The 12,966-nt window shown below is 49.0% G+C and carries 12 protein-coding genes; 9 read left to right on the top strand and 3 right to left on the bottom strand.

The genetic code is table 11. From position 1 onward, the window contains the following. Positions 1–19: 19 nt before the first annotated feature. Positions 20–343, bottom strand: a complete 324-nt coding sequence (locus EL645_RS36895) for a hypothetical protein (RefSeq protein ID WP_126557371.1) — start codon at positions 341–343, stop codon at positions 20–22. A 304-nt stretch (positions 344–647) separates the two neighbouring features. On the opposite strand from EL645_RS36895, the gene EL645_RS46110 reads away from it, so the two are divergent. From EL645_RS46110 to EL645_RS36875, 4 genes are all read left to right on the top strand, one after another. Further along, a complete protein-coding gene (locus tag EL645_RS46110; protein WP_161977998.1) occupies positions 648–1,145 on the top strand; it encodes a zinc ribbon domain-containing protein in 498 nt (165 codons plus the stop codon). Positions 1,146–1,216: 71 nt separating this feature from the next. Continuing rightward, positions 1,217–1,927, top strand: coding sequence for a LamG-like jellyroll fold domain-containing protein (locus tag EL645_RS36885; protein WP_126557370.1), 711 nt, complete (start codon positions 1,217–1,219; stop codon positions 1,925–1,927). 463 nt (positions 1,928–2,390) lie between these two features. Then, positions 2,391–2,603: a hypothetical protein gene (locus EL645_RS36880; RefSeq protein WP_126557369.1), complete on the top strand. Its 213-nt coding sequence runs from the start codon at positions 2,391–2,393 to the stop codon at positions 2,601–2,603. A gap of 184 nt (positions 2,604–2,787) precedes the next feature. Further along, positions 2,788–3,576, top strand: coding sequence for an aminoglycoside adenylyltransferase domain-containing protein (locus EL645_RS36875; RefSeq protein ID WP_126557368.1), 789 nt, complete (start codon positions 2,788–2,790; stop codon positions 3,574–3,576). Between the two features lie 53 nt (positions 3,577–3,629). Here the strand turns inward: EL645_RS36875 and EL645_RS36870 are convergent, their stop codons facing one another. Both EL645_RS36870 and EL645_RS36865 read right to left on the bottom strand, forming a co-directional pair. Next, positions 3,630–4,730, bottom strand: a complete 1,101-nt coding sequence (locus tag EL645_RS36870; protein ID WP_126557367.1) for an iron-containing alcohol dehydrogenase — start codon at positions 4,728–4,730, stop codon at positions 3,630–3,632. An 87-nt stretch (positions 4,731–4,817) separates the two neighbouring features. After that, positions 4,818–6,104, bottom strand: coding sequence for a LacI family DNA-binding transcriptional regulator (locus EL645_RS36865; protein ID WP_246035763.1), 1,287 nt, complete (start codon positions 6,102–6,104; stop codon positions 4,818–4,820). Positions 6,105–6,450: 346 nt separating this feature from the next. On the opposite strand from EL645_RS36865, the gene EL645_RS36860 reads away from it, so the two are divergent. The 5 genes from EL645_RS36860 (at position 6,451) to EL645_RS36840 (ending at position 12,604) form a co-directional block, all read left to right on the top strand. After that, on the top strand, positions 6,451–7,002 hold the full coding sequence (locus EL645_RS36860) for a hypothetical protein (protein ID WP_126557365.1): 552 nt from the start codon (positions 6,451–6,453) through the stop codon (positions 7,000–7,002). Between the two features lie 180 nt (positions 7,003–7,182). After that, on the top strand, positions 7,183–8,562 hold the full coding sequence (locus EL645_RS36855) for an extracellular solute-binding protein (protein ID WP_161977997.1): 1,380 nt from the start codon (positions 7,183–7,185) through the stop codon (positions 8,560–8,562). A 209-nt stretch (positions 8,563–8,771) separates the two neighbouring features. Then, a complete protein-coding gene (locus tag EL645_RS36850) occupies positions 8,772–9,725 on the top strand; it encodes a carbohydrate ABC transporter permease (protein WP_126557363.1) in 954 nt (317 codons plus the stop codon). Positions 9,726–9,743: 18 nt separating this feature from the next. Beyond that, positions 9,744–10,448, top strand: coding sequence for a carbohydrate ABC transporter permease (locus EL645_RS36845; protein ID WP_218032242.1), 705 nt, complete (start codon positions 9,744–9,746; stop codon positions 10,446–10,448). A 392-nt stretch (positions 10,449–10,840) separates the two neighbouring features. Continuing rightward, positions 10,841–12,604, top strand: coding sequence for a hypothetical protein (locus EL645_RS36840; protein ID WP_126557362.1), 1,764 nt, complete (start codon positions 10,841–10,843; stop codon positions 12,602–12,604). Positions 12,605–12,966: the final 362 nt, after the last annotated feature.

The following is a 12,966-nucleotide window of genomic DNA, read 5'->3' as shown; positions in this document are numbered from 1 at the left end:
GAAAACAAAGGCTGCTGGCTTACTCTGGTTGGGCCCAGCTTGGCAAATCTGAACGCTGGCCATTGCGCTGATGAAGTTGCGTCATCGAGGTTGCGCGTCCAAGATAAGGGTTGCTGAGTCCGGCATGCAGAACCAGTAATTGCTGCACCTGCGCCTGTAAGTCGGGCGGCAAAAGCTCACCCACAGCTGACAGCACGGCCACCAATTCATGCTCAAGCGCCTGCTTATGGGCCAGCTCATTCTCTGGTCGCCCCTTTAAATCCTGCAGACGCGCTACCGACTGGCGAAGTTGCTGACGAACCACCTCTAACAAAGCGTCGTCATCCGCTTTCTTTATATCCATGAGATCCCTCTTACATTTACCTTTTTTGTTAATTTTACCCCAGCCGCCAAATACAGACGGGAATGGATGCTCCTAGAATAACAGAAACCACACAAAATAACTATTATGAATATATGCATGTATAAAAAACGCTCATGCAATCAAGCATTCATACATGAGAAAAGTACTTTTCCTATTATTTTCAAGGCTCATTTGTTATAATCATAATTGATCAGCTCATTTTATTTCATCAAAAAATACATACACATTAGAAATTATAAGCACTTTTTTCTAATGATTCATACAATAGTCAGGAGTAATCTCATTGAGTATCACGAAGAATCTGTGTCCTCAATGTGGAACACAGGTTCAGCCCGGGCAAAATTTCTGCGGTCATTGCGGAGCTCCTTATGCCGAACCTGCTGCAATACCACCGTTAGAAAGCACTATGCCTGCTGCGATAACACCTGTGCAGAACATAGCTCCTCAGCCAGCCTTTCCTCAGCCTGCAAATCCTGCTGCAGAAGAGACATTTCGCGCGAGAAAGGCAGGCTCCCAAACACCACTGCAACCAGATTATCCTTCCCCTCCCAGGGTATATGCTACTCCCAGGGTATATCCGGATGCAGAAATAGTACAGGGTCCAGCTCCTACCTCACAGTCAACGTATCCTGCGGCTGGCGCGCCTGTTTATCCACCGACAGGAACACAAAATTATAGCGGTCCTGCACCATATATGCCGCCCCCACTTATGGGCAGTCGCAACCAGCGGCTGGTTATGCACCCTATTATGTACCACCGACACCACAAAAGAAGAAGATAAATCCACTCTTTATTGTTCTCGGCGTTGTACTGGCCGCAATGATCGTGTTATGTGGTAGCCTCGTCGTAATCGTGAATTCGACCTTAAAGTCAAGCTATACATCATTATCCACTACACCAAAGACGGGCCAGACCCCGCTTCCAAAGCCAAACGGAAAGCCGATCATCGACGACAATTTCAGCGACAACAACAATAACTGGAATCTTTTTCAAGCCAGTGGTTATGGGGCCGCGATCCAGCAACATACTCTGGTCATGTCCGAGGGCAACGGCAAAATTTTTCTAGAGCATGTTCCGGGCGCCCAATCGTTGACGGATTTCAGGGCAGATATGACCTATACCCATCTACAGAACAATAACCAGGCCTATGTGGGACTACTCTTCCGCCGGCAAACGCTGCCCGGTGATCAAAGTTTTCGGGGCTATGAGTTGAAAATAGCGGCCGATACCGGTCAGTATGCCATCAAAAAAGTAGTTGATCCACCAGCCAACCACGCCCCTGGTGAGGTCAATGCGGTAGTTAACCTGGCTTCGGGCTCACTGGATAAGATGCTGCAGCCGGGCGCGCCAATTCAAGCAAGTTTGATCGTCAGTGGCACCAGCATGACATTGTATGTCAATGGCGCCCTGGTCACCAGCTGCGACGATAGCAGTTCTACGGACCCTTACACCACAGGTTCCGTCAGTCTCTTGCTACAAAATGGCACCGATGGCACTCCAGCCAGAGTAGCCTTCTCGCACTTTGCGCTTTATGATACAGGAAATTCTACCCCATCCATCTAGTAAATACATATACTCAAGTATAAGAAATCGGTACAGGCACTAAGTTCAAGAACTGTACCGCTTTCTCTCCGCTCCCCCAAAAAACCTGTAAGAATGTGTCTTATCCTCATGATCTCCGCGCTCTTCACACCTGAGTTTGAGCGCCAAAGGCGCTCAAGAAATCTTCTTATGTGGTGCAAAAGTGCGCCCAGCGCACTTTTGCACCACATAAGAAAAAAAGCTCGGGCGCGCCAGCGCACGTCCTCACAAGGGCAGCACGCTTCCCATGATGATGAGAGTAAGATACATCCTAGAATAAAGGACGAAGAACCGAAATAACTTCAAATAAACACGGCATTATATTGTATGATACACATTACGGCAAAATTCGAGCGACACAAGATATGCAGCTTTTTCTTCTCTTGCTATTTTCATCAGGATATGTCAATATACAGGCAATATTGCAGCAGGAGACATAATCAACATGACGAGTAACAGATATCCAAGACGCTGGCAACCTACCAAACTAAACGCTAAACAGCGCTTGCACGCATTACTCCGCGAAAACCCTTCTCTTGATCCCCAGGAACTAGCCAGGATAGTTGGCTGCACAACCGCGGCGGCCCGCATCTGGAAAAGCACCTTTTTTGCCAAAAATTATGCCATTGAGGGAGAAGAAAAGAGACCTCAGTCATAGTTACCACTCGTATGTTGAAGCCGATAAACTAACTTAATAACCTTGCGATAACTCCGCCGCATCATGTAGAATTGAATGGCTACTGTGGAAATGTGGGAGATCGGATTCTACTGCTTTCTTCTTTCCCCTTCCAGGCAACTGGAAAAGTGCCTGCACGCGAATCAGCCTTTTTTAGGAGAGGATAATGGATTATAATTGGACCAATTGCTCCAAAGTTATAAAAGCCGAAGTACAGACGATATTAGCAGAATTTGAGCGCCTATTGGGCGACAATCTACTTGGTATCTATCTCTACGGCTCCCTGGCCGCGGGAGGCTTCAATCCTGAGCGCAGCGATATCAATCTACTGGTAGTCACTGCCCGGCCATTGGCAGTTGAAACCAGGCGCAACATAATCGAGCTGGTATTGCGTATCTCACGTTTCCCGGCCCCGCTGGATATAACATTTATAGTGAAGCAGGAACTACAGGCACTAGCACAATCACTGCCGATTGAGCTACACTATGATGAGACTGTGCGCCAGCACTATCAAAGCGCCTTACATAGTGAGGACCAACAGCAATGGAGCGACCAGGCACAGTCAAACAATCAATTAATCCTGGATCTCAGCAGCCTGCATCACTATGGCGTCTGTCTCTATGGGCAACCGATTGCCGAAACGATTCCAGTAATTCCCGACACAATTTTTCGAACGGCACTGATCCAATATTTGCAAGAGATCCAGGCACGGCCGCTCCAAGATCCTATCACATTTGTGCTTGATGCCAGTCGTGGCATGGCCTATCTGCGCGACGGTAGCTTCCTCTCAAAGCGGGATGGTGGGACCTGGGGACTTAACCAGCTCCCAGAGCAATATCACCCTTTATTACAGCAGGTCCTGGCAATTTATCAGGGCGAGCGCCTGGGGCGTCCAGTGGGACGTGCCTCGCTCGAAAGCTTTGCCACCCTATTGAAGGACGAATATAGCCGGTAACTCAAACAACCAGGCCAGACCCATGTACGTGTCTGGCCTGGTTGGGCGTTCGCTCACCACATTTCTTTTAAGAGGGCCTCGATTTCATCTACCTTCAGACTCTGGCTGGAAGTCGTTTCAGCGATCTTGCGCAACTCGTCCGCAGGAACGCCGACATCGCGCAAGCGCTGCGGCAAGCCCAGGCGTTGTATCAGGGCACTGACAGCGTCTGCCGCGCTCCTGGCCGCGTCTTGATCACTGGCAGAGGAATCCACCAGACCCTGGCGCCGGGCGATCGGTGCAAGCGCACTGGCATGAGTGGATGCCATGGCACGCATCACATGCGGCAGCGTAATACACGAGGTAATGCCATGGGGCACATTATAGCTAGCCCCGATGCGCCGCCCCAGATTATGGCTCAACCCCATCGGCGTATTCACCTCACCAAAGAAACTCATCCAGGCCGCCAGTTGTAATTCGGTACGTACCGCCAGGTCCTCGGGATAATATTTGGATTGCGGGAGATACTTGAACAGCCGGTCAATCGCCTCCAGGGCCAGCACATCGTTGATGGGATGTGCTCCCGGAGCATAAAGTGTCTCAACCGCATGATCCAGCGCTCGAATACCAGTTGAGAGCCAGAGTTGGAGAGGGGTAGATAGTGTCAGGCTGGCGTCCATCAAGACACTGGTTGGGGTAACCTGCACATGCGCAAAGCCGGCCTTTATATTCTGCTCTTCGTCGGTGACACCAACCAGGTGAGAGAATTCGGCCGCTGAAAGAGTGGTGGGAATGGCGATATGCGGCAGGAAATTGCCATGTTCCACTGAGAGTTTCATAGCAATCGCTTTCGTGCCATCGATCACACTACCACCACCGAGGCTCAACAGCACATCGGCATTCAGCTTATGCACCTGCTCCACCGCACGCGCCACATCGCTCTTCGGCGTATGCTGATGGATATCCGCAAAAGTCCCCACGTGCAAAGAGCCCAGAGCCTGCTCCACTTTCTGCACCACATCCGTTTGCGTGGCTAGCGAGTGGCCCGTCACCACAAACACACGCTGCCCGCCCATTACCTTCACCTCGTTGGCCAGCTTCGCCAGACTGCCAACGCCAAACAGCACATGTTCTTGTGGCAAGAAGAAATACTCACCCTGTATATACTCGGCCATGTATACACTCCTCTGTTCAACTAGAAAAAACACAGTGCGCAGATCGTATTTTTTCTATGTAGTATAGTACGCCGGGTATCTTTTCTGCTAGCGCTCAGTTGGCGCGGGCAAGGTCTGGACGATTGAGTTGGCCGCTGAGCCACAACTTTTGCGCACAAGCAAGCTAACGGGCAATTTAAGCTGGCGAATAGTTGAAAAACGCTGCGAAATAAGGTTATGCAGGATATAAGCACTCTGCCGCCCGATCTCACCCACCGGCTGCACAATCGTTGTTAATGGCACCCGTAGCATAGAAGTAAGGCGACTACTGCCGCCGCTGCACACCAGGGCCAGATCTTCAGGTATACTCAATGACAATTGCTCAGCCGCATAAAATACCTGCACGGACAGATAATCATTCATCGTTACTATGGCCGTTGGTCGCTGGGGATGCCGCAAATAAGTGATCAGGCGCTGTGTGTCCTCAGGACAACAGGGCTCAACCAGCGAATAATGATCATGTGCTGATGGATAGGCATGCTGTAGTGCATTCAAGCTCAGGTGTGGTTCCAGTGGCAGATGGTGATCGCGCAGACACTGTAAATAGCCAGCATAACGTCCAGCGCTACTGGTCACCTGATAGCTTACAGAGACAAAACCGATCCGTTGATGTCCCAGTTTAATTAAGTGTTGCGTTGAGGCATAGCCAGCCGTAAAATCATCTGAGACCACATGGCTGACATCGATCTCGGGCACATAGCGATCCATTAACACGAAGGGGACTTGCCGGGCCTGGAGAGTTTGTAAAAGGGCGATACGCTCTTGCCCTTCGGCAGTAGAAATATAGTGATCATCACATTCTACCACTCGATGGTCACAAGGATAAATAATCATGCCGGCCACACCCTGGCGTAAAAATTGCTCGATATGGTAGCGCTCCAGGCCTTCATCATCCTCAGAATAAGCAAAACTCAGGCCATAACCAAAGGAGCGCGTCATCGACTCCACCCCCAACACCATGCCATCCAGAAAATCAGTACCCAGGTGAGGAATTACAATACCGACAAAAGCGGTATGCCCATGAAAAGCAAAAGAAGGCGTCTCTCGGACGCGCTTATCTTCAATGGCAGGTGAACTCTCAACCGAAGCGGATACAGGCGCGTCTGCCACCTCGGCTACAAAGGTTCCCTGAGGTCGTTGACGATAGAGTACGCCTTCGCGCACCAGCGACTCTAACGCCTTCGTTATTGTCCCATGACTGACACCAAACTGCCTGGCAAGATCCACCTCAGACGATATCTTGGTGTGAGCCACCAGGCTACGCTGCACTATATCCTGGTGGATGCTTTGAGCAATTCGGCGATACAAGGGTAGTTGTGGCTCTTGTTCTTGCACTGCACTCAAAGATTCTTTCCTTGTGATTAGTAAATTAGCTCTTCCTTCTGCTAATGTTCAGAGTATATACTATAGTGTGTAGAAGCGTCAATAATCCTCTGATTTTATACTGTCTGAGCATGGGTGAAAGCATACCGTTCATGTCTGCAGAGCCTGATGGCCCAATTAATAAAACACGCTATTTGTGTTGTTTGCCAAAATTTGATCTTTATTACCCTTGACATATGAACATACACTAGTGTATTATCTCATCTATAAACTAATGTATGCAAGTAGACATTGAAGTCCACCATACAGTATTTTAGGCCAGAGGAACCGTATCACAGGTTTGAATGGAGCGGCACCGATGAAGGAACAATGGCGTCTCTGCTTGTGTCTGGTCGCATCTCTCGCGTTTTTCTCCTCGTGTGCGACAGCTGCAGGCAGTACAGTTTCTTCCCCTGCTACCCCTCTTGCTACGCCAATAACTGTATCGCGGACCAGTTTCTCATTTTCAGGTAGCAGTCAAAAAGACTATCAGCTACAGTCAACAGCAACAATTTCAAAGCTACGACACGGCCATAAAGAATTTACCATCAACATCGTAGATGCAAAACGCTCTCTTATCATTGTGTTTTATGGTTACACGGGACCAGCAACCTACACACTCACAAATAGAACCAACGGAGGAGACGTGAGGATTACCCTGGATACACAATATTGGGATCTATCACTCATCCCCACCCTCTCCTGTTCTCTGGTCATCGAATCTGATGAACCAACCACTACCAGTGGTATCGATCATATGCGCGGAAAGTTTTCTTGCCCGAACCTCCCAGCCGGGCATTCCAATACATCTCGGCAGGCGGTCGCCATCAATGATGGTCAATTCGATATCTCGATCATCGTTGAAAGCTAAATCCGACCTCAACACATGCAAGGAAAGGGGGGAGACAGATACTTTTACTGGGAGGATGTGTAAATACATTGTCGTGTTCATTTGATGTAGATGGACATAATTCTTCATCACATCTCGCGTACTTATCAGGAACATCGTCGTACTTGGTAACCCATTTATTTCCGAGCAAAGGAGTGCTTTGTGAAAAAATCAACGCGATCCGTACGTCTCTTTTCACTGGTAGCCCTGCTGTTCTGCCTGGTTCCACTACTCCAGGCATGCGGAGGCGCATCATCCTCATCCGGCGGCAATGGTCCCGTTACCATTACTGTCGCTTATCAGCAGTTCGGCCCGCCACCCTACTACGAACAACAGTGGTGGCAGAGTGCCAAAGCTAAAATCGAGGCCGCTCACCCCAATATCAAAGTAAAACTCATGCCCATTATCGCCGATGAAGGCAGCTATTACACCAAACTTGACCTGATGCTGCGCTCGAATAATGCTCCTGATATCGTGCGCGAGGACAGCTTCCTGGTCGGTTCAGATGTCACGGCTGGCTACCTGAGCCCATTGGACTCCTATCTGAATAAATGGCCTGATTATAAGGCTCAGTGGTTCCCCAGCATGCAGAAGATCACAACCTTCAATGGCAGCAACTATGGTGTCATGGATGGTACGGATGTACGCGCCATCTGGTACAATAAAGATATCTTCAAGAAGGCTGGCCTGCCCACCACCTGGCAGCCCAACTCATGGGCAGATATCCTGGCCGCAGCCAATGCCATTAAGAAAAAAGTTCCCGGCGTTATCCCAATGAACCTGTATTCCGGCGTTCCCATGGACGAGGCATCGACCATGCAGGGCTTCGAGATGCTGCTCTACGGAACCAAGGATACCCTCTATAATTACCAGACCGGCAAATGGGTCTCCTCCAGCACAGGTTTCAAAGATGCACTGAACTTCGTCAAACAGGTTTACGATCCATCCAATCTACTGGGACCCACCAATGACATTACCCTGAGCACCACCGCTGGTAACACCGTTTCGCAGCAGTTGATCCCGCAGGGTAAACTGGCCATCGACATCGACGGCTCATGGCTCGGCGGCACCTGGGAAACCGGTGGCGCTACCCCCTGGCCACAGTGGAAAGATACAATGGGCCTGGCCAAAATGCCTACTGAGTATGGTCAAGACCCCAAGTACGTCACCCTGTCTGGTGGTTGGGCCTATTCGATTGCCTCCCGTTCCGCCCACAAAGACCAGGCCTTCACCGTCATTCAAGAGGCCTTCGCCAAAGATCTGTTAGGTAAATACGACGTGCAGACCAACGGTATCGCTCCTCGTAAGGACATCGTGAGTCTGTCCGATTATAGCGCGCTACCTAACTTCCCATTCTTTACCCAGCTGGTCGATTTCACCCAGTTCCGTCCTGGTTTCCCGGCTTATCCGAAAATTTCTGTCCAGATCGACTCCGCGATGCAACAGGTCATGAATGGTAAATCAGCTGATGATGCCATGTCGGCCTTCTCGCAATCGGTCGATACGATAGCAGGCTCCGATAAGACTGAGAAGCATCCGTGACGGGATGCCTGAAGGAGGAATGACTTATATTCTTGTGTTGCCGAAGGTGCGCAGTGAGCACCTTCGGCAACACAAGAAAAAATGGCTCGGGCGCGCAAGCGCACGCACGTAAGGACAGAGAAGGAACATCAGGACAGTAGCAGCGATGGGCCACAATCTTCTGATTGTCTGGCCTATCGCTCTTCCCCATTCATCGCAGGAGAATTTGTATGCAGGTGGACACTCAAACGCCAGCGCCGCAGGCAATCGACCTCTCAACACGCACCATAAAGCGCAAGCGCAACAGACAACTACGCATTAGCCTGCTGTTTATGGCCCCGGCCTTTCTGGTCATCGCCGTTTTTATGCTGGGGCCAGCATTCTGGTCGGTCTATGTTTCTCTGACCAACATGGCCCTGACAGGTGTGGGAGCGGCCACACCTCAATTTGTGGGACTCGATAACTTTGTACATATCTTCCGCGATAGCGAATTCTTGAACGCATTTCGCGTATCGCTGACGTACCTGGTGTTTTCGGCCCTGATCGGCCAGGCCGGCCTGGGACTATTGCTTGCCCTGCTCATGCGCCATCGCAATGTGGTCTTTAAATCGGTGCTGGGCGCGATTATCGTGGCCGCCTGGGTCATTCCAGATGTGGTTGCGGGCTTTGTCTGGAGCGCATTCCTGGCGGGCGGACCCCAGAGCGTGCTGGACCCTGGCTTACTCAATACGATTTTTTCTACATTTGGACTTCCCAAGCACGCCTGGCTGCAGGAATATCCTATGACGATGGTAATCATCGCCAATATCTGGCGTGGTACCGCCTTCTCGATGTTACTCTATGCATCGGCACTCGAAAGTATCCCGCAGGAACTGATGGAAGCCTCATCGATCGATGGTGCTAACTCATGGACAACCCTCCGCTACATCATTCTCCCTTTAATCAGAGGCGCCATCGGTACCGATCTCTTACTGATTACGCTGGCTACCCTCTCGGACTTCACCCTGGTCTATGTGCTGACCGCAGGCAGTAATATCAATACCGAATTGATGACCATTTATCAATATCGACAGGCCTTCCAGTTCTATCAGATTGGCTATGGCAGCGCCATTGCACTCTTGATTATCGCGGCCGGTGCAATTTTGTCCTTAATCTATACACGCATTCTGCGCGTGGATTTATAGTCGTTGAGAGAGGTTAGCATGCTTCGTCGAACCATTATTTCTACGATCATTTATATCTTTCTGACACTGCTGGGGCTCTTTTTCCTGGTACCATTGCTCTGGCCGGTGCTGGCCAGCATCAATCCAGCAGCAACTCTGGCGGTAAAATGGCCTGATCATCCCAGCCTGGAGAACTATATCACGATTCTTACCAATGGCGTGGTCATTCCGCCCTTCACCAATAGCGCCATCATGGCTATCAGTACGATGATACTGGTTGTCATCCTTTCGGGCCTGGCAGCCTATCCACTGTCGCGCTTTCGCTTCCGTTTTAAGAATACATTGATGCTGGCCGTATTGTTTGCCAGCGCCCTGCCGATCCTGGCCCTGGTCACCCCTCTCTACGCAATGTACGTCACCCTTAATCTGGTGGATACGTTGCAGGGTGTCATCCTCTTCTTTGTCGCCAGTGCCCTGCCTTTCAGCATCTGGTTGATGAAAAACTTTCTGGACTCGGTGCCTTATGAATTAGAGGAGGCCGCCTGGATCGATGGCGCCTCGACCTTCACAGCCTTGATGCGGGTAGTACTACCCCTCTGCGCCCGGGCGTCTCGGTGGTCGCGGTCTGGAGTTTCCTGGGTGCCTGGACCAACTTCTTTGTGCCTTGATCCTGCTGCAAACACAGGAATTAGAGCCTGCCTCGGTCAACATTTACACCTTCTTTGGCAGCTATGGCCAGGTTAACTATGGGCAGTTGGCCGCTTATGCCATGCTCTATGCCTTGCCTGCGGTTGCCCTCTATACCCTGGTTTCGCGCTTCTTCGTTAAAGGTATTAGCGGCGGCCTCAAAGGCTAAAACAATACTTCGCAACAAAAGAAGTCTCAGATACAATCTCCAATGTCGAAAAAGAGGACCAGATTCCTAATATGATAGGAGTCTGGTCCTCTTTTTCGAAACATTACATGATATTATTCGTTTATAAATATGGAAAATAATTTGCATATTTATCTGGACTACCGAATTTTATATGCATTTCAATATATAAATTTTTAATTCTACCATCCTGGTGTGTAAAACACACAATGCTTTCCTAAAAGCATATTTACTCATCAATATACAGAAAGACCTTGTATTTATGAAAAAGAAGACGATCCTTCACTATGCCCTCCCGACGATCTTGCTTACCATTCTGACTGGCACAGTAGTCATTGCTTTTTATGCCAATCATCCTCGGGCAGAGTTACTGCCAGATACCTGGAGCTATTTGTATGTAGCCGATCGCATCGCTAATACAGGTCAGCTCGTCAATACCTGGCGCCTTCCAATTTATCCTCTCTTCATTTCAACAATCTATGCCATCGCGGGACAGGGCAATATCGAGGCAGTCAGTAGCGCGCAAGCTATACTTTTTATACTGGCCACATTGGAAATCTATACACTGGCTGCACTGATATTTCAGCGTAGATGGCTAGCATTTATATTGGGATTACTGGTAGGGGCCAATTTAACATTGCTATCCTATGTCAAACCATTAATGTCTGAAGGCATGGGGCTCTGGCTATTAACGTCACTGGTACTAACGACACTGCTCTTTATGAAAACATTTCGCCGCCGTCTGCTCTGGTTGATCGCCTTCTGGATGCTGCTTCTCTTTATGACACGGCCCGAATGGCTATACCTGCCACCACTTCTTTTTGCCTATATCCTGCTGCTAGCCAGTTGGAAACACCACTTGCGCCGTTTACTTCCACACGCCCTGGCGGCGCTGCTAGTGCTCTATAGCATCGTCGGCGGCTACATCTTTATCAATGCAACCCAGAATAACTTCGTTGGCACTACCTGGATCACCAATATCAACCTGCTCGGAAAAGTTCTACAATATAATATGCAAGATCACAGTGATCCATCTAATCCCCAGTATGTAGCGATTACCCATATGCTTGATAGCGATGGGAAAAAGAACATTCATGATCCATATTTCATCATGGGACGTCAACCCGCATTTTTTGCTGATAACCTTAGCACAATAGCTAAATATTCTGAATACATCATTCTGCACCATCCCAAGACCTTCATCCTCAAAACGGTGCCACTCTTTTTTAGCTCCCTCACCGCTTACGCACAGGAATCCGGCATTACCACGACAGCTATATTTGCTCATCCATTGTCCATCCTTCATCAAGCATCCTACATATTCTATTCTAGCAATGGTCTATTTCCTCTCTTTGCCCTCTTCTGGCTCGCTTTATTCTGCTTTAAAAGGTATCGCCAAAAACCCATTGTACAGATAATGGGGCTCTTAATATTGATATGCATCTATGGTATTGTGCTTACCACTACTGGTGGCTATCGAGATTACGATTACATGCGTATTTATGTACTCTTCGATCCACTCCTGATCATTATTATCTGGGGCACACTGCTCGGCGGTCTTGCTCTATTATTGAAAAAAGGATCTGGCCTGCAATTATTTCCTGCCGGAAACAGAGGAGCACGCACCGTCTTCTTGTCTTGTTGCTGCCTGCTGGTCTTTATACTCAGTGGATGTCAGGGAGATCTTATAACGCCCTCGAGTAATCATAGTCTGGTCCTGGTCTCCTGTCACCGCGAGGATCGAGTGGGGCTCCTGTTTATGCGCTTCGATAATCGCGGCGCCGATCTTGCCACAGGTAGTATGCTATTGCATTTCACAACGGTGCACAGCAAACTGCATGTCACGATGAAAATCAATTTACCAGACATTCTATATCAGCAGGAACGGCTGGTCACTATAGATGTACCAACCCATGGCTCAATATACTGGATGCCTACCAGTCCCGTAAAAGTAGTTTTACAACTACCCGTAACCAGTAAGCAAACTCAGGCAACCTTTACAATGGATTGCCACGATCTCAACTAAATAAGGCGGAGGGGATTTGCTTCCTATATCTATGGGAAGCAAATCGTTCTTTGTGCGGACGTGCGCATGCGCGCCCGAATCAGTTTTTATTCTGTGGTGCAAAAATTGCGCTCCTGCGCAATTTTTGCACCACAGAATAAAAAATATTTTGATCACATCAAGTATCAAATTACATAGACATGGAAGTAAATATACTCCACGCGCATTTTTTGTGCCACGTTATAAAACAATTTTTATCATCACAAGTGCCAAAGTACCTGGATATGGGAATTAAATATATTCTACAAGCATTTTCTGCATCGGAGAATAAAAGCATTTTTAATTATCACAGGTGTCAAAGTGCATGTACAGGGAATACGAAA

The sequence above is a fragment of the Dictyobacter kobayashii genome, assembly GCF_003967555.1.
GTDB lineage: Bacteria > Chloroflexota > Ktedonobacteria > Ktedonobacterales > Ktedonobacteraceae > Dictyobacter > Dictyobacter kobayashii.
The sequence above is the reverse complement of the archived record's forward strand: the minus strand, read 5'-3'. Positions and strand labels throughout refer to the sequence as shown.

Bases quoted from the DNA above. Each gene is read 5' to 3' on its own strand.
- EL645_RS36895 (WP_126557371.1), bottom strand. From the start codon at position 343: ATGGATATAAAGAAAGCGGATGACGACGCTTTGTTAGAGGTGGTTCGT.
- EL645_RS36880 (WP_126557369.1), top strand. From the start codon at position 2,391: ATGACGAGTAACAGATATCCAAGACGCTGGCAACCTACCAAACTAAAC.
- EL645_RS36875 (WP_126557368.1), top strand. From the start codon at position 2,788: ATGGATTATAATTGGACCAATTGCTCCAAAGTTATAAAAGCCGAAGTA.
- EL645_RS36870 (WP_126557367.1), bottom strand. From the start codon at position 4,730: ATGGCCGAGTATATACAGGGTGAGTATTTCTTCTTGCCACAAGAACAT.
- EL645_RS36860 (WP_126557365.1), top strand. From the start codon at position 6,451: ATGAAGGAACAATGGCGTCTCTGCTTGTGTCTGGTCGCATCTCTCGCG.
- EL645_RS36850 (WP_126557363.1), top strand. From the start codon at position 8,772: ATGCAGGTGGACACTCAAACGCCAGCGCCGCAGGCAATCGACCTCTCA.
- EL645_RS36845 (WP_218032242.1), top strand. From the start codon at position 9,744: ATGCTTCGTCGAACCATTATTTCTACGATCATTTATATCTTTCTGACA.
- EL645_RS36840 (WP_126557362.1), top strand. From the start codon at position 10,841: ATGAAAAAGAAGACGATCCTTCACTATGCCCTCCCGACGATCTTGCTT.